Genomic DNA, 16,774 nt, shown 5'->3' with positions numbered 1-16,774 from the left:
AAATACAGATTTACGTCGGAGCAATGTCAAACACGATCAGGCAAGCCACCACGGCCCCTGTGGGAGCTGGCTTGCCTGCGATAGCGGCGGAACATTCAACAAAGTTGTCGTCTGCCAGTCCGTCATCGCGAGCAAGCTCGCTCCCACAGGGGACCCGGGGGTTCACCCAATTGAGTCAGCCCTTACTTCTGTTTTTCCAGCTGGTGATATTTGCCGTCCTTGTCCCACTGGTAAACCACGTAGTCGGAGACTTTCAGGTCGCCCTTGCTGTCCCAGGTCTTCTCGCCCATGACGGTCTTGACTGGGTTTTTCTTCAGCCAGGCAGCGGCTTCTTCGCCCTTGTTGGATTTGGCACCGTTGAAAGCTGCAGCCAGGGTTTGCACCGAAGCGTAGGCGTACAGGGTGTAGCCTTCAGGCTCGGTACCGGCCTTGCGGAATGCGTCTACCACGGCCTTGCTGTCTGGCAGCAGGCGTGGGTCGGCACCGAAGGTCATCAGCACGCCATCAACGAATTGCGGGCCGCCAGCGGTGGTCACCAGTTCGTCGGTCACGATGCCGTCGTCGGACATGAACTTGACGTCTTTCAGACCTTGTTCACGCAGTTGACGCACCAGAGGACCGGCTTCCGGGTGCAGGCCGCCGAAGTAGACGACGTCAGCGCCGGCACCGCGGATTTTGGTCACGATGGTGCTGAAGTCTTTCTCGCCACGGGTCAGGCCTTCATACAGCACTGGCGTTACGCCGCGCTTTACCAGTTGAGCCTTGGTGGCGTCAGCCAGGCCTTGGCCGTAGGTGTCCTTGTCGTGCAGTACGACAACCTTCTTGCCCTTGAGCACGTCGACGATGTAGTCGCCGGCCACGATGCCTTGCTGGTCGTCACGACCGCACATACGGAACATGGCGCTCAGGCCGCGTTCGGTAACCTGTGGGTTGGTGGAGCCTGGAGTGATGGCGATGATGCCCGCTTCGTCGTAGATCTCGGAGGCCGGGATGGTCGACGAGGAGCAGAAGTGACCGACCACGCCGGCAACTTTCTGGTTGGTCAGGTCCTTGGCGACCGTCACAGCCTGTTTCGGTTCGCAGGCGTCATCGCCCTTGACCAGTACGATTTTTTCCCCGTTTACGCCACCCGCTGCGTTCACCGCATCGGCTGCTGCCTGTGCACCCTTCATGTACTGCTCGCCAAATGCTGCGTTGGCGCCCGTCATTGGACCCGCTACGCCGATTTTCACATCAGCTTGAGCAAACGCAGAAACACCCAACGCAGTTGCCACTGCGAGGGCCAGAAAGCCTTTCTTGTAAAACGTCTGGGACATGAGGTGGTGCTCCAAGGTTTTTTTTTAATTGGCACTGCGACTTCACTGAATGCTCAGAGCAAGGGCCGTGCCATCGGTTTTTTATTCTGAAAAAAGTCGCTGCTTTATTGTTATTTCGACTGTTTCTGACCCATTTTCATTGGGCGTGCAACCGTCTAAACCGCGGAAGGTGAAACCGTATTTTTTTCGAGGCGCAACCCCTCTGCGCCATCATTGCAACCGCGGCACCAAACGGCGTGCAACCAGCCTGTAACAACGTACGTCACCGAACTGCACACTGCTGGTGCGGGACTGCTACAACCCGCACCATTACAGGCTAGCTGCTGAACGAAAAAGCGCCGCTCCCCGCAACAAATTTCAACAATCAGATCACGATCCGCAAGCACTGGCCTGCGTGATACAGAGAAAACCCTGCCTCATATAAACAGCTGCGCAAGCCCACCCCGGCCAGTGGCTGCATGGGAGCGAAGGGAATCGGTAGCGCCTGAGGATTTCCGTTACACAAGTAATCGGCAAAGGCTTTGCCGACGACTGTTCCTGTGGTCACGCCCCGACCGTTATAGCCGGTGACTGCCACTAAACCGGGCGCCGGTTCGAACAGGCGCATCAGATGATCGGGGGTGAAGGCGATGCAACCGGTCCAGGTACACTCCCATTCAACCGGTTTGAGGTAGGGAAAATAATGCTGCTGGACGCGATCAGCCCAGGCCTTGAGGAACCAGGCCGGCTTCTGGTTGCCATTACCCAGACTGCCAAGAAGCAGGCGCCCGTCCTTGTCGCGACGAATACTGCTCAGGACCTGACGGGTGTCCCAGGATCCCTGGCCACCGGGCAGAATTTGTTGCGCAGCGTCTTCGGTCAACGGCACCGACGCCACTTGATAGTAATAGCCGGGGAAGAAATTGCGCCGCAGCTCGGTCCAGTCACCTTCGGTGTAGGCGTTGGAGGCGATCACCACTTGCTCGGCCAGTACCGAACCCTGAGCAGTCTGCACCGACCAGCGCTGGCCCTGACGTTCGAGTCGGGTCACCGGGGAATGATCGAACAATTGGCCGCCGAGGCCGGTGGCCGCTTTGGCCAGCCCCGTTGTGTAGGCCATCGGGTTGAGGGTTCCGGCACGCCGGTCGAGCAGCGCGGCGGCGATTTTCTTGGTACCGGTGGCTTGTTCGCAGGCTTGCCCGGTGAGCAGTTCCACCGGCGCACCACGGCGTTTCCATTGTTCTTCACGACTGCGCAAGTCCGCTTCGCCACGGGCGTTGTGCGCCATGTGCAGCGTGCCTTCGCGGCGCAACTGGCAATCGATGTTGTATTTGTCGATCAGGCTGAACACCAGTGATGGCGCCGCACCCAGCATGCGGTTGAGCTGGCTGCCGACCGTTTCGCCAAACCCGGCTTCGATCTCGTCCGGTGGAATCCACATCCCGGCGTTGACCAGCCCGACGTTGCGCCCCGATCCGCCATGCCCGGCGCGATGGGCTTCCAGCACACAAACCGTCTTGCCTTGCTCCAGCAAATGCACCGCCGCCGACAGCCCGGTAAAACCGGCACCGATGACGCAGACATCGACCTTTACTTCACCCTTGAGCGCCGCGTTGTCAGGCCTTTGCGGCGTCAGTTTTTCCCACAGACACTCTTCGCGTAACGGCATTGCCAGACTCCGAAAATGAAACCTAACAAACTAAAATCAAAAGCATCGCGGGCAAGCCTTGCTCCTACAGGTATGTGCCACAACACAAATCCCGTAGGAGCAAGGCTTGCCCGCGATGAGGCCCTTCAGTCGAACGTAATGCCCTGCGCCAACGGCAACTCCAGCGAGTAGTTCACGGTGTTGGTCTGACGGCGCATGTAGCCGCGCCATGCGTCGGAGCCCGACTCACGGCCACCGCCGGTTTCTTTCTCGCCACCAAACGCACCGCCGATTTCCGCACCGCTCGGGCCGATGTTGACGTTGGCAATGCCGCAGTCGCTGCCCACCGCCGACATGAACTGCTCCGCTTCACGCACGTCGGTGGTGAAGATGCACGAGGACAAGCCTTGTGGCACGGCGTTGTTCAGGCGCAGCGCTTCGTTGAAGTCGCTGTAACCGACCACGTAGAGGATCGGCGCGAAGGTTTCGTGGCAGACCACGTCGCTCTGCTCCGGCATTTCGACGATGGCTGGCGAAACGTAGTAGGCATTCGGGAATTTGTCTTCCAGCTGGCGCTTGCCGCCGAACACCCGGCCGCCTTCGCTCAGCGCTTGTTCCAGCGCGTCCTGCATGTTTTCAAAGCTTTGTTTGTCGATCAGCGGGCCGATCAGGTTGCCTTCCAGCGGGTGACCGATGCGCACTTTGGAGTAGGCAGCTTTCAGGCGGGTGACGATTTCTTCCTTGACCGATTCGTGGGCAATCAGGCGACGCAGCGTGGTGCAACGCTGACCGGCGGTGCCGACGGCACTGAACAGGATCGCGCGAACGGCCATGTCCAGATCGGCGCTTGGGCCGAGGATCATTGCGTTGTTACCACCCAGCTCCAGAATGCTGCGAGCGAAACGTGCGGCGATTTTCGGTGCCACTTCGCGGCCCATGCGGGTACTGCCAGTGGCGCTGACCAGTGCGACACGCGGGTCGTCGACCAGCGCTTCGCCGGCATCGCGGCCACCGATGATGACTTGGCTCAGGTGCGGTGGGGCGTCACTGAAGTTCTTCAGCACGCGATCGAACAGCGCTTGGCAGGCCAGTGCCGTCAGCGGAGTTTTTTCCGACGGTTTCCAGATCACCGGGTTGCCGCAGACCAGCGCCAGCGTAGCGTTCCAGGCCCAGACCGCGACCGGGAAGTTGAACGCGCTGATCACGCCGACGACGCCCAGCGGGTGCCAGGTTTCACGCATGTGGTGACCAGGACGCTCGGAGGCGATGGTCAAACCGTACAACTGGCGGGACAGACCGACGGCGAAATCGCAGATGTCGATCATTTCCTGAACTTCGCCCAGGCCTTCCTGAGTGATCTTGCCGGCTTCCCAGGACACCAGCTCGCCGAGATCGGCTTTATATTCACGCAGAATGTCGCCCAGTTGACGCACCAGTTCGCCACGGCGCGGCGCCGGAACCTTGCGCCACAGTTCGAACGCATGATCTGCGCGACTGATGTGCTGCTCGACTTCGGCAGCGCCTTCCCAGTTCACGGCGGCGATGCGACTGCCGTCGATGGGCGAATGCACCGGCACTTTGCCGTTCTGGTACAGGGCCGGGTTCACACCAAGACGATCAAGCAATGCGGCAACCATGGGTCACTCCTCAAGCAAAAAACGGAACGGGTGCAGCCGGAAAATCACGGCTGATCAGACCTGTAGTTTTAGCGCCCCCGAGGTTACTCAACAAACGACCTTTAAGAGAGATATCATTCCGTTTATTCATGCTGTGCATTGCTGGCAATAAAGAGACAAGAACAAAGGACCGCCCATGCTGAACAAACGCTATTTGCCATCGATCGCTGCCCTGCAGTGTTTCGAAGCCGTGACCCGGCATCTGAGCTTCACCCGGGCCGCCGAAGAACTGAACCTGACCCAGAGCGCCGTCAGCAAGCAGGTCGCGCAACTGGAAGAGCTGCTGCAGCACTTGCTGTTTCGCCGGGTGCGTCGACGCCTGCAAATGACCCCGGCGGGCGATTTGTACCTGGTGGAAGTACGAAAAATCCTCACGCAGGTCGAGATGTCGACCCATTACCTGCGCTCCTACGGCGGCGAAACCGAAGTCCTGCGCGTCTCGACGCCCCCGACATTCGGCGCACGCTGGCTGGTGCCGCGGCTGAAAGGCTGGCGCCTACGCCATCCGTCGATTCACCTGGACCTGTGCAGCGAACAGGAAGCCGATGATCTGCTGCAAGGCCGCAGTGACCTGGCGTTCTACTTTGGCCAGGGCTCACGTCCGGGTACCGAATGCCTGAAGTTGTTCAGCGAAGAACTGGTGCCGGTATGCGCTCCCGGCAGCCTGCCAGCCGAGCCGTTCACCGACCCGACGCAACTCACCGATCTGGTCCTGCTGCAAAACGCCTCACGCCCCCAGGGCTGGCATGACTGGTTCGACAGTCAGGGCTACCACACCGAACACAGCTACCACGGCCCGCGCTTCGAAACCTTCTACATGTGCATCCGCGCCGCGCAGGTCGGCTGCGGCGTCGCATTGCTGCCCCGGTTTCTGGTGGAAGAGGAACTGGCCGAAGGCAAACTGGTCATTCCCTGGCAGCATGCAATGCCCAGCACCGATGCCTATTACCTGGCGTATCCGGAGCATTCGGCGGAAGTGCCGAAGGTGCGGGATTTTGTGAAGTGGATGCTGGAGCAGGTTGACCACCCCGCTACCACTGATAACGCAAAAATCGCTGGCAATCCTCACCACTGATATGCGCCACTAGCTCTATTGAATGTGGAGAACCCCCGTTATGAGCGAGAGTGTGTTTGCCGATCGCATCGTGCAGAACCTGCTCGACACCGACTTCTACAAACTGACGATGATGCAGGCGGTGCTGCACAACTACCCGAACGTCGAAGTCGAATGGGAGTTTCGTTGCCGTAACAGTGAGGATTTGCGCCCGTACCTGGCGGAGATCCGTTTCCAGATCGAGCGCCTGGCCGAGTTGAGCCTGAGCGCCGACCAGTTGAGTTTTCTGGAGCGCATCAGCTTCCTGAAGCCGGATTTCCTGCGCTTTCTCGGGCTGTTTCGCTTCAACTTGCGCTACATCCACACCGGCATCGAAAACGGCGAGCTGTTTATCCGCCTGCGCGGGCCGTGGTTGCATGTGATCCTGTTTGAAGTGCCGATACTGGCGATCGTCAGCGAAGTGCGTAACCGCTATCGTTACCGGGAAATCGTCCTCGAGCAGGCCCGCGAGCAGCTCTATCGCAAGTTCGACTGGCTCACCGCCAACGCCAGCAGCGACGAATTGTCGGAATTGCAGGTAGCCGATTTCGGCACGCGCCGGCGCTTTTCGTACCGCGTGCAGGAAGAAGTGGTGAACGTGCTCAAGCACGATTTCCCCGGCCGTTTCGTCGGCACCAGCAACGTACACCTGTCCCGGGAACTGGACATGAAGCCGCTGGGCACAATGGCTCACGAATGGATCATGGCTCACCAGCAACTCGGTCCGCGATTGATCGACAGTCAGATTGCCGCCCTCGACTGCTGGGTCCGCGAGTATCGCGGTTTGCTGGGGATCGCCCTGACCGACTGCATCACCATGGATGCCTTCCTCGGCGATTTCGACCTGTTTTTCGCCAAGCTCTTCGACGGCTTGCGCCATGACTCCGGTGATCCCGTGGTGTGGGCGGAAAAAGCCATCGCCCACTACCACAAGCTCGGCATCGACCCGATGAGCAAGACCCTGACCTTCTCCGACAGCCTGACGCTGCCCAAGGCACTGGAAATATTCCGGGCGCTGCGTGGTCGGATCAATGTCAGCTTCGGCATCGGCACCAACCTGACGTGTGACATTCCGGGTGTCGAACCGATGAGCATCGTGCTTAAAATGACCGCCTGCAACGGCGCGCCGGTGGCGAAGATCTCCGACGAGCCAGGCAAGACTCACTGCAAAGACCCGAATTTCGTCGCCTATTTGCGACACGTTTTCCAGGTTCCTGCCGCCCTTTCCAGCACATCAAGCAAGGAGTGAATTCATGCAAGCCGTACAGCGTGAGATTGCTGAGCAGCTCAAGGTTCAACCGCCGTTCGCCGACGACGCCGCCCTCGAGGCCGAAGTAGCCCGACGCATTACCTTCATCCAGGACTGCCTGGTCAATTCCGGGCTCAAGACGCTGGTGCTGGGCATCAGCGGCGGTGTCGACTCCCTGACCGCCGGCCTGCTGGCCCAGCGCGCCATGCGTGAACTGCGCCAGCGCACGGGTGACGGCAGCTACAAGTTCATCGCCGTGCGCCTGCCGTACGAGACCCAGTTCGATGAACACGATGCCCAGGCTTCGGTGGATTTCATCAACCCGGACGAGCGCCACACTGTGAACATCGGTCCGGCAGTCAAATCTCTGGCCAATGAAGTGGCGGCGTTCGAAGGCAAGCACGCGGTCTCGGTGGATTTCGTGCTCGGCAACACCAAGGCGCGGATGCGCATGGTCGCCCAGTACACCATCGCCGGCGCGGCCCATGGCCTGGTGATCGGCACCGACCACGCGGCGGAAGCGGTGATGGGTTTCTTCACCAAGTTCGGTGACGGCGCCTGTGACCTGGCACCGCTCAGCGGCCTGGTGAAAAACCAGGTCCGGGCGATTGCGCGCAGCTTTGGCGCACCGGAATCGCTGGTGGAAAAAGTCCCGACCGCCGACCTTGAAGACCTGTCGCCGGGCAAGCCGGACGAAGCGTCCCACGGCGTGACCTACGCCGAGATCGACGCTTTCCTGCATGGCCAGCCGGTGCGTGAGGAAGCGTTCAAGATCATCGTCAGCACGTACAACAAGACGCACCACAAGCGGGTGATGCCGTTTGCGCCTTGAGGCGTGAGTGAATGAAAAAGCCCGCTGAGGAGCGATCCTCAGCGGGCTTTTCTTTGGCCAACATATTTGTCGATGTTGATGGCCCATTCGCGAGCAAGCTCGCTCCCACAGGGTTTCGGGTGCTCACAAACATTGTGTCCGACATAGAACCTTGTGGGAGCTGGCTTGCCAGCGATGAACGATGACGCGGTGTGCCTGATTACTTCAGGGTAACGGTGCCTTTCATCATCGAGATGTGGCCCGGGAACGAGCAGAAGAAGCCGTATTTTTCGTTGGCATCAAGCTTCGACACGTCGAAGGTCACCGAGTCGGTTTCCTTGGCGCCGATGATTTTGGTATGGGCGATCACGCGCGCATCGCCTTCCTTCAGGTACTGCTTGTCGATGCCGGCGCTCAGGCCATCGGTGGCGATCGGCTGCATGTCGGCTTCTTTACTCAGCACCCAGTTATGGCCCATGACGTTTTTCGGCAAGCTGCCGGAGTGGGTCAGTTCGACGGTGAAGGTTTTGCAGCTCTTGTCGATCTCAATGGCCTTGGTGTTGAAGGACATTTGGTCAGTGGAGTCAACGGTGACTTTGCACTCGGCAGCCATCAATTGGCTGCTGGCCAGTGTCAGCAGGGATACCGCAACAAGTTTGGCAAACATGGTGAATCTCCAAGGCAGGGTTATTGAAAAATGCGAATGGACAGAAGACTGCCTGAAAACTTCGCAAGTTCATATGACTTGAATCAAAAATTGTATACAACTTTCAGGCTATGACATCGATGGAAACAATCTACCAGCCAGGCGTCTGGCCCGGCCCTATGATCAGATCGTCATCAATCAACGGAGCGTCTGTCATGTCCCTCAATAGCCTGTTGTGCAGCTTGCTTGCCGCCTATGCCTGTGGCGCCAGCGGCACCTATGAAACGCCCAAGCGGGAAGTTTAGCCCTTGGAGCGCCGAGCGCCTGCCTTTACTCTGTGGCCCTGATCGACCATGGAGTAAGGCATGTCTTTAGCATCCGTATGTGTATTTTGTGGGGCCAGCACCGGCACCAACCCGGCTTATCGTGAAGCGGCTGTGGCCTTGGGCAAGGCACTGGCCGAGCGCAAGCTGACGCTGGTCTATGGCGGTGGCGCCGTGGGCCTGATGGGCATTGTGGCTGACGCCGCGCTGGCGGCCGGTGGTGAAGTGATCGGCATCATTCCGCAAAGCCTCAAGGACAAGGAAATCGGCCACAGCGGTCTGACTCGCCTGGAAGTGGTCGACGGCATGCATGCGCGCAAGGCGCGGATGGCCGAACTCAGCGATGCTTTCATCGCGTTGCCCGGCGGCCTCGGCACCCTGGAAGAACTGTTCGAAGTCTGGACCTGGGGCCAACTCGGCTACCACGGCAAACCGCTGGGCTTGCTGGAAGTGAACGGTTTCTACAGCAAACTCACCGGTTTTCTTGATCACATCGTCGGCGAAGGCTTCGTTCGCGGGGCTCACCGTGACATGCTGCAGGTGAGCGAATCGCCACAGACGCTGCTCGAAGCCCTCGATGCCTGGCAACCGAGCGTACCGCCGAAGTGGGTCGAGCAAAAACCCGACTAACGACTCGGCACCGATACAGGGCAGAATACGCGCCGCTCAACCTCACCTTCGACCCCAGAGGATCGCCCATGGCTAAACCCAACTACTCCTTCGCCAAACGTCAGCGTGACTTGGCCAAGGAACAGAAGAAAGAGGAAAAGCTTCAGCGCAAGAAAGCTACAGCTGAAGAAACAGCACTGAACCCTGACGGGGAAGAAGTGGCAGCAGAAGATGATGTTGATGCACCGAAAGACCAGGCGCCCGACGCCTGAGACCCTCCGGGCCGGATGATCTGATCGGGCCCACCGGATCTGTGTCCAGGGTTGGCAGCGCCGCTGCCGACCCTCGCAGGCCAATCGAATTCCACAGAACACCACAATCCCTGTAGGAGCGAGCCTGCTCGCGATGGCGGCGGCATATCCAATATTTGTTTGACTGAAACACCGCTATCGCGAGCAGGCTCGCTCCTACAGTTGATCTTCTTTACTCCAGTGGCATCACCGTAACGCGGACTTCCGGGTCGTGATTACCACCACCCAGAATCACCCCCCGCAAGGGCGACACATCGGAAAAGTCCCGCCCCCAGGCCAATGTGATGTGTTCCAGCGCCGGCTGCACATTGTTGGTCGGATCGAAATCCACCCAGCCCGACACCGGGCAAAACACCGACAGCCACGCATGAGATGCATCGGCGCCGATCAAGCGTGGCTGACCGGGTGGCGGCTGGGTCAGCAGATAACCGCTGATATAGCGCGCGGCGAGGCCACGGGAGCGCACGCAAGCGAGCATCAAGTGCGCGAAGTCCTGACAGACCCCACGTCGACGCTCCAGCACTTCCACCAGCGGCGTCGCTACCTGCGTCGCTTCGGCATCGAAGGTGAACTCGCTGAATATCTTCTCCATCAGAGCCTGAACCCCAAGCAGCAGCGGTCGCCCGGTCGGGAAGCAACTCTCGGAAAATTCAACGAAGTTGCGCTTCAAATGCACATAGGGTGATTCGAAGCGGTAGCGGCAGGCTTCGAGCAGTTCGGGCGACAGCGGCTGGCTGCTGTAGGTCAGCGCGTTGCGGGTGTCTTCCCACGCCGGGGACAGATTGAAGTCCAGCGCGGGCCGGGGCAGCACCTCGATCGTGAGGCTGGCGTTGACCAACAGTTCATCATGAGGGCGCTCGAACGCCAGCCGGGTCAGCGGGTTGCCGAACACGTCCAGCTCATCGCGACGCGCAGTCGGCTCCGGGCTGATCTGCAGTTGCTGATCCGTGCAGCGCTGCCAGGCACATGACCTTGGCCACAAATGGGCCAGTTGCTGCGCCAGGGACACCGGGCTGTCGTAGTGATAATGAGTGTCGTGGAAAATCTGGTAATGGGCGCTCATCAGACCGACACCGTGCGCTGGCTGACATCATCGACATGGGCGAAATGGCGCAGGGCCAGGCGATCGGACACTTGCCCGCTGGCCTCGGCAATCTCTTGCAGCAAATCTGCCAGCCCATCGATCGCCGCACGCACACTGGCTTCACCGAACAACGGATTCTCCAGACAGCCGAGGTCGAAACGGGCCAGCCGCTCGACCAATTGTGGCAATCCGGCTTCGCGCGGAGCACCAAAGTCATCGTTCAAGCGTTTAAGGGTGTGGGTTACCAATTTCAACTGGAACAGCACCGCGTGCGGGTTCTGTTCGTCGAGCAGCAACAGGTCGAGTACCGGAATCAATTGCGCCACCGCCAGATACCGCGAGCGGTAGGTGATGCTGCTGTTGCCCAGCTCCAGCAGCCATTCCAATCCGGCCTGATCGAAGGCCCCGGCGCCACGCAGAAACGCCGCCAGGCTGCCACTGAGAAATTGCAGGCGCTCAATCCGCCGGCCGATCATCAAAAATCGCCAGCCTTCGTCCCGTGTCATGTCGTCCAGGGCAAAACCGGACAGCGCCGCGAGGGACATCACCAGACGGTTGAGGAAATCCAGCAGCTCGCCGAAATCCGGCTCATCGGTTTCCAGTTCGATGGCTTCGCGCTGCAACTCCACCAGCGCCTGCCAGTTTTCCCGCGACAGCTTGCCGCGTACCTGCGAGGCCGCCCACTGCAAGCGTTGCAGGTTGGACCGCAGGCTGAATGGCCAGTCATCGCCGAGGATTGCCGCCAGCAAACGTTCCGGCAGTTCGCCGTCTTCGGGCAATAGCATCAGCCGTTCGCCAAGTTCGACCGCCGCTTGCAGGGCTTGCGGGTCATCGCCATCCACGTATCGCGCCAGCATGATCCGCAGCAACCGCGCGCTGTCATCGCAGCGCTCGCAGTAGCGGCCAAACCAGAACAGGTTTTCCACCACCCGCGACGGCAGATACGGATCGCGCCGCACCAGATCATGTACGCCGATATTGCGCTGGGCTTTCCATTGTTCGCCGCTGGGCGGGCGGTCGCCCAACACCCAGGTGTCCTTGCTGGCACCGCCGCGCTGCATCGACACCACTTCGGCATCGGCCTCGGCGGCCACGCGGGTCAAACCACCGGGCAGCACCCGATAGCCTTCGCGGCTGGCCACGGCATACACGCGCATGCCAATGGCGCGGGGTTGCAGCACTCCGCCCTCGGCTTGCCAGATCGGCGCCTGGGACAACTGCGCCAGTTCTTGCGCAACATAGGCGTAAGGCCGTGCCTGCATGCGCTCGGCAAGCTCCTGGCGCTGTTTTTCACTCAAATCGCGACCAAATACCGGCGCAAAACTCTGGGACGGAAACGCCGGTTTGATCAGCAGTTCAGGCAGCTTTTCCAGGGCCTGCGCCAGTACCGGCGCCTCACCGCACCACCAGGTAGCGATGGACGGCAAGATCAGTTCTTCGCCAAACAGAAACTGATTGATCTTCGGCAAAAAACCCAACAACCCCGGCGACTCCAGCACACCACTGCCAAGCGCATTGGCCACCAGCACCCGCCCCTGCCGCACGGCTTCCAGGAGGCCTGGCACGCCAAGGGCCGAATCGGTGCGCAGCTCCAACGGGTCGCAGAAATCGTCGTCGAGCCGGCGCATGACCGCATGAACCCGGCGCAGACCGCTCAGGGTCTTCAGGTAAACCGTGGCATCGCGTACCGTCAGGTCGCCGCCCTCCACCAGCGGATAACCGAGCTGGCGCGCCAGGTATAGATGTTCGAAATAGCTTTCGTTGAAACGTCCCGGTGTCAGCAACACCACCAGCGGCACTTCTTCATCGCTCGGCGCCTGTCGGGCCAGGGTTTCCTGAAGCGTACGGAAGAAGCCAGCGAGATGCTGCACCTTCAGGTCGCGGTACAGCTCGGGAAAGGCCCGGGACACGATGGTGCGGTTTTCCAGTGCATAACCGGCACCGGACGGCGCTTGAGTGCGGTCCGCTGTGACCCACCAGCGACCATCGGGGGTACGCGCCAAATCCACCGCATACAGATGCAGAAAAGCCCCGTCAGGCGGATTGATGCCCTGACAGGGCCAGAGGAAATTGTTGTGGCCGAACACCAGTTCGGCCGGTAGCAGGCCTTCGGCGATCAGCCGTTGCGGGCCATACAGATCGGCCAGTACGGCATTGAGCAATCGCGCACGCTGGGCGATACCGGCCGACAGCTGTTCCCATTCGTCAGCGGCAATCACGTGGGGTAGCAGGTCCAGCTCCCATGGCCGGTCGGCGCCCTTGGGATCGGCGTAGACGTTGTAGGTGACACCGTTTTCCTGAATCTGCCGGGTCAGCAGGGCCTGACGCTGCACCAGTTGCGCTGGCGTACTGCGCTGCAATTGGTCGAACAGTCGGCGCCAGTGCGGGCGCACGGCGCCGCTGTCGTCGAGCAGTTCGTGATAGGTGCCCGCCGTGAGCGGGTAGCGGTCTAGCAGGTCAGGCATGGAAAGCTCGGCAGACAGCAGGGAACGGTCAGACTAACGCAGGCTCATGACGCCCGGATATACGAAAAATCCGAGCGTCGCGTACGGTTTAGAAACGTCGTAAATCGAGAGTCATCGGCAGCTCGTCGTTAATTTCCAGAATCGGGATAGGAAGTTTCCCTGGCGTGTGTCCGATCCTGAAAAAACGCGCCATTCGCCGGCTCTCGGCTTCATTGGCATTGACCGGCAAGGTCTCGTAGTTGCGCCCGCCCGGATGCGCGACGTGATACTGGCAACCGCCCAGCGAACGCCCCATCCAGGTGTCGAGCAGGTCAAACACCAGCGGCGCGTGAACCGGGATGGTCGGTTGCAGGCAATTGGCCGGTTGCCAGGCGCGGAATCTCACGCCAGCGACGAATTCGCCTACACGCCCGGTCGGCTGCAATGGCACCGGGATGCCGTTGCAGGTCAGCAAATAACGCTGCGGCGGCATGCCGCTGAGCTTGACCTGCAAGCGCTCCAGGGACGAGTCCACGTAACGCACCGTGCCACCGACCGCGCCCTCTTCGCCCAACACATGCCACGGCTCCAGCGCTTGACGCAGTTCCAGCGCAATGCCGCTGACGGCGTAATCGCCGACCTTGGGAAAACGAAACTCCAGATGCGCCGCGAACCACTCGGCCCGCACCGGGTAACCGGCGGCGTTGAGTTCGACGATGACATCGGCGAAATCCTGTTCGATAAAATGCGGCAACAGGAACCGGTCGTGCAGCTCCGTGCCCCAGCGCGCCAGCTCCGGCGGCGCATAGGGTTCGCGCCAGAAACGAGCGACCAGCGCCCGCAGCAACAACTGTTGCGCCAGGCTCATGCGCGCATGGGGTGGCATTTCAAATGCGCGCAATTCCAGCAGCCCAAGGCGTCCCGTTGCGCCGTCCGGCGAGTAGAGTTTGTCGATACAAAACTCGGCACGGTGAGTGTTGCCAGTGACATCGATCAGCAGGTTGCGCAACAGTCGATCCACCAGCCACGGCGCACACTCTTCACCCGGCTCAGGCATCTGCGCGAAAGCTATTTCCAGCTCATACAAGGCATCGTTGCGTGCTTCGTCGACGCGCGGTGCCTGGGACGTTGGGCCGATGAACAGTCCGGAAAACAGATAGGACAATGACGGGTGGTTATGCCAGTAACTGATCAGGCTGCGCAGCAAATCCGGACGCCGCAAAAACGGTGAGTCAGCCGGTGTCGCGCCACCCAGTACGAAATGGTTACCGCCACCGGTGCCGGTATGCCGACCATCGATGAGAAATTTCTCGGTGGTGAGTCGGGTCTGACGCGCTTCTTCGTAAAGGAATTCGGTGCGCTCGACCAATTCGTCCCACGTCGTGGACGGCTGCACGTTGACTTCGATAACGCCCGGATCCGGGGTGATGCGGAAGTTGCTCAGGCGCGGATCGCTCGGCGGCTCGTAGCCTTCCAGCAACACTGGGCAATGCAGTTCATCCGCGGTGGCTTCGATGGCCGCGACCAGTTCCAGATAGTCCTCAGCGCGCTCCAGTGGCGGCATGAACAGGTACAACCGGCCTTCCCGTGCCTCAGCGCAGAACGCGGTGCGGGTCAGCCAGTCGGCGGATTCGTCGATCTTCGGCGCTCGATCTTCAGCAACGGCAGCCGCGCCCTGGCTTTGCAGTTGTGCAGCGTCTGGCAGCGGCGGGAACTCTTGATTAGGGTCTTGCGGATGAATGAACGGATATTCCGCCGCTTTCACCCAAGGCTGCGAACCCAGCGGCAAGCGATAGCCCAGCGGCGAATCACCTGGCACCAGTCGGCAATGCTCGTCGCGCAGGTACCAGCGACCGCTTTGCCATTGATCGCCCTTGGCGGTGCGCGCCAGCGGCAGGACCTGGCCGATGACCTTGTCCAGACCCTGGCTGAAGACTTTGCGCAGGCGCGCACGCTCCAGCGGCTCTTCAAGACGGGAATCCTCGGCGCTGACGTTCTGCGGCAAAGTGCCTTCGCGCCAGAGGTAATAGAAATTATCTTCGTAGGCCGGAAACACAAAGCGTGTCGGAATTTTCAGGCGCTCGGCGACGCTCGCCAGAAAACGCCCGGCCAACTCGCCATTGGCGCCGTAATCTTCCTGCTCATCGGCGATCAGCGCGTTGTTTTGCCAGATCGGCACGCCGTCGCGTCGCCAGTAGCAATTGAGCGACCAGCGCGGCAGTTGCTCACCGGGGTACCACTTGCCCTGCCCGAAATGCACCAGCCCCTGCGGCGCGTAGCGTCTACGCATGCGCTGGAACAGCTCGGCGGACAGTCGGCGTTTATCCGGCCCCAGCGCCGCCGTGTTCCACTCGGCGCCGTCCGGGTCATCGATGGACACGAAGGTTGGCTCACCGCCCATGGTCAGGCGCACATCGCCTTCCAGCAGGTCGGCATCGATTTGCCGACCCAGGGCCTGAATCGCCAGCCATTGATCGTCGGTGTAAGGCTTGGTGACGCGGGGCGCCTCCCAAATCCGCTCAACCGACATTTCGTGGCTGAATTCGCACTCGCACGGTTCCACCAAACCCGTGATCGGTGCCGCCGAGGATGGATCCGGACTACAGGCCAACGGAATGTGTCCTTCACCGGCAAATAGCCCGGAAGTCGCATCCAGGCCGATCCAGCCAGCGCCGGGTAAGTACACCTCGCACCAGGCGTGCAGGTCGGTGAAATCGACTTCAGTGCCGGACGGGCCATCAAGGCTTTTCACGTCGGCGGTCAACTGGATCAGGTAACCGGAAACGAAGCGCGCCGCCAGCCCGAGGTTGCGCAGCAGTTGCACCAGCAGCCACGCGGAGTCACGGCACGAGCCGGAGGACTGTTCGAGGGTGAATTCGGGGGTTTGCACGCCTGGCTCCATGCGGATCAGGTAATCGATGTCTTCACTCAGGCGCTGGTTGAGCGCGACGAGGAAATCCACGGCGGGCAGTGGCGTACGATCGATGCCGTCCAGATAGGCCTTGAATTTTGGCGTCAGGGGCAAGGTTTCCAGGTACGGCGCCAGTTCCTTGCGCTCGTCCGCGGCATAAGCGAACGGGATTTTTTCTGCGTAGGGTTCGAGGAAGAAATCGAAGGGGTTGAAGACCGCCATTTCGGCCAGCAGGTCGACTTCGATCCGCAGTTCGTCGGTCTTTTCCGGAAACACCAGCCGCGCCAGGTAATTGCCCTGCGGGTCTTGCTGCCAGTTGATGAAATGCTGCTCGGGCGAGACTTTCAGCGCATAGGAGAGTATCCGCGTGCGACTGTGGGCGGCCGGGCGCAAGCGAACGATCTGCGGACCGAGCTCGACGGCGCGGTCGTAGCGGTAATGCGTGACGTGGTGCAATGCGACATGAATCGACACGGCGTGCCTCCTGCGAGCCCTAAGCGTATTCGAAAGCGCGCAAGACTTATGCCATCCAGCGGCGCTGGCGCTTTCTCCGGTTACTGGAGGCAGTACAGCACCAAAATCGGGCGATGCGGGAAATTGGTTCAGAGCAATTGCACGAATATGTCGCGAAGATCAAAAGATCGCAGCCTTCGGCAGCTCCTACACGGGATTGG

Annotated in this window: 12 protein-coding genes; 5 read left to right on the top strand and 7 right to left on the bottom strand. The window is 60.5% G+C overall.

The annotated features are described in order from the left end of the window. Window positions 1–182: 182 nt before the first annotated feature. The 3 genes from ACW9JC_RS15770 to amaB all read right to left on the bottom strand — a co-directional run bounded on the left by ACW9JC_RS15770 (window position 183) and on the right by amaB (window position 4,580). Window positions 183–1,316, bottom strand: a complete 1,134-nt coding sequence (locus ACW9JC_RS15770) for an ABC transporter substrate-binding protein (protein ID WP_338584448.1) — start codon at window positions 1,314–1,316, stop codon at window positions 183–185. A gap of 364 nt (window positions 1,317–1,680) precedes the next feature. Continuing rightward, a complete protein-coding gene (gene amaA, locus ACW9JC_RS15765) occupies window positions 1,681–2,964 on the bottom strand; it encodes an L-pipecolate oxidase (protein ID WP_457455914.1) in 1,284 nt (427 codons plus the stop codon). 125 nt (window positions 2,965–3,089) lie between these two features. Further along, window positions 3,090–4,580 (bottom strand): L-piperidine-6-carboxylate dehydrogenase, encoded by a 1,491-nt coding sequence (gene amaB, locus ACW9JC_RS15760; RefSeq protein WP_448106139.1) that lies wholly within the window; start codon window positions 4,578–4,580, stop codon window positions 3,090–3,092. Between the two features lie 175 nt (window positions 4,581–4,755). On the opposite strand from amaB, the gene ACW9JC_RS15755 reads away from it, so the two are divergent. The 3 genes from ACW9JC_RS15755 to nadE are packed head-to-tail and all read left to right on the top strand — an operon-like array spanning window position 4,756 to window position 7,793. Then, window positions 4,756–5,694, top strand: a complete 939-nt coding sequence (locus tag ACW9JC_RS15755) for a LysR family transcriptional regulator (protein ID WP_338584445.1) — start codon at window positions 4,756–4,758, stop codon at window positions 5,692–5,694. Window positions 5,695–5,734: 40 nt separating this feature from the next. Further along, window positions 5,735–6,961: a nicotinate phosphoribosyltransferase gene (pncB, locus tag ACW9JC_RS15750; protein ID WP_338584444.1), complete on the top strand. Its 1,227-nt coding sequence runs from the start codon at window positions 5,735–5,737 to the stop codon at window positions 6,959–6,961. A gap of 4 nt (window positions 6,962–6,965) precedes the next feature. Continuing rightward, window positions 6,966–7,793: an ammonia-dependent NAD(+) synthetase gene (gene nadE, locus ACW9JC_RS15745; protein WP_338584443.1), complete on the top strand. Its 828-nt coding sequence runs from the start codon at window positions 6,966–6,968 to the stop codon at window positions 7,791–7,793. A 199-nt stretch (window positions 7,794–7,992) separates the two neighbouring features. On the opposite strand, the gene azu is transcribed toward nadE, so the two are convergent. Further along, a complete protein-coding gene (gene azu / locus ACW9JC_RS15740; RefSeq protein ID WP_338584442.1) occupies window positions 7,993–8,439 on the bottom strand; it encodes an azurin in 447 nt (148 codons plus the stop codon). Between the two features lie 344 nt (window positions 8,440–8,783). On the opposite strand from azu, the gene ACW9JC_RS15735 reads away from it, so the two are divergent. Next, window positions 8,784–9,371, top strand: a complete 588-nt coding sequence (locus tag ACW9JC_RS15735) for an LOG family protein (RefSeq protein ID WP_457455911.1) — start codon at window positions 8,784–8,786, stop codon at window positions 9,369–9,371. A 68-nt stretch (window positions 9,372–9,439) separates the two neighbouring features. Next, window positions 9,440–9,622, top strand: a complete 183-nt coding sequence (locus ACW9JC_RS15730; RefSeq protein WP_338584440.1) for a hypothetical protein — start codon at window positions 9,440–9,442, stop codon at window positions 9,620–9,622. A gap of 211 nt (window positions 9,623–9,833) precedes the next feature. Here ACW9JC_RS15730 and ACW9JC_RS15725 read toward each other — a convergent pair whose 3' ends face one another. The 3 genes from ACW9JC_RS15725 to ACW9JC_RS15715 all read right to left on the bottom strand — a co-directional run bounded on the left by ACW9JC_RS15725 (window position 9,834) and on the right by ACW9JC_RS15715 (window position 16,574). Further along, entirely contained in the window at window positions 9,834–10,724 is an 891-nt protein-coding gene (locus ACW9JC_RS15725; RefSeq protein WP_457455909.1) for a transglutaminase family protein, read from the bottom strand. Beyond that, window positions 10,724–13,210: a circularly permuted type 2 ATP-grasp protein gene (locus tag ACW9JC_RS15720; RefSeq protein WP_457455907.1), complete on the bottom strand. Its 2,487-nt coding sequence runs from the start codon at window positions 13,208–13,210 to the stop codon at window positions 10,724–10,726. Before ACW9JC_RS15720 ends, ACW9JC_RS15725 begins: the two co-directional genes overlap by 1 nt. 88 nt (window positions 13,211–13,298) lie before the next feature. After that, window positions 13,299–16,574, bottom strand: coding sequence for a transglutaminase family protein (locus tag ACW9JC_RS15715; protein WP_457455905.1), 3,276 nt, complete (start codon window positions 16,572–16,574; stop codon window positions 13,299–13,301). Between the last annotated feature and the right edge of the window lie 200 nt (window positions 16,575–16,774).

Source organism: Pseudomonas sp. SDO5591_S426 (assembly GCF_054070755.1).
Note: the sequence above shows the minus strand (reverse complement) of the source record. Positions and strands in the feature narration are given on the sequence as shown.

Coding starts and splice junctions, on each gene's coding strand:
- ACW9JC_RS15720 (WP_457455907.1), bottom strand. CDS start 13,210: ATGCCTGACCTGCTAGACCGCTACCCGCTCACGGCGGGCACCTATCAC.
- nadE (WP_338584443.1), top strand. CDS start 6,966: ATGCAAGCCGTACAGCGTGAGATTGCTGAGCAGCTCAAGGTTCAACCG.
- pncB (WP_338584444.1), top strand. CDS start 5,735: ATGAGCGAGAGTGTGTTTGCCGATCGCATCGTGCAGAACCTGCTCGAC.
- amaB (WP_448106139.1), bottom strand. CDS start 4,580: ATGGTTGCCGCATTGCTTGATCGTCTTGGTGTGAACCCGGCCCTGTAC.
- ACW9JC_RS15735 (WP_457455911.1), top strand. CDS start 8,784: ATGTCTTTAGCATCCGTATGTGTATTTTGTGGGGCCAGCACCGGCACC.
- ACW9JC_RS15770 (WP_338584448.1), bottom strand. CDS start 1,316: ATGTCCCAGACGTTTTACAAGAAAGGCTTTCTGGCCCTCGCAGTGGCA.
- ACW9JC_RS15755 (WP_338584445.1), top strand. CDS start 4,756: ATGCTGAACAAACGCTATTTGCCATCGATCGCTGCCCTGCAGTGTTTC.
- ACW9JC_RS15730 (WP_338584440.1), top strand. CDS start 9,440: ATGGCTAAACCCAACTACTCCTTCGCCAAACGTCAGCGTGACTTGGCC.
- amaA (WP_457455914.1), bottom strand. CDS start 2,964: ATGCCGTTACGCGAAGAGTGTCTGTGGGAAAAACTGACGCCGCAAAGG.
- azu (WP_338584442.1), bottom strand. CDS start 8,439: ATGTTTGCCAAACTTGTTGCGGTATCCCTGCTGACACTGGCCAGCAGC.
- ACW9JC_RS15725 (WP_457455909.1), bottom strand. CDS start 10,724: ATGAGCGCCCATTACCAGATTTTCCACGACACTCATTATCACTACGAC.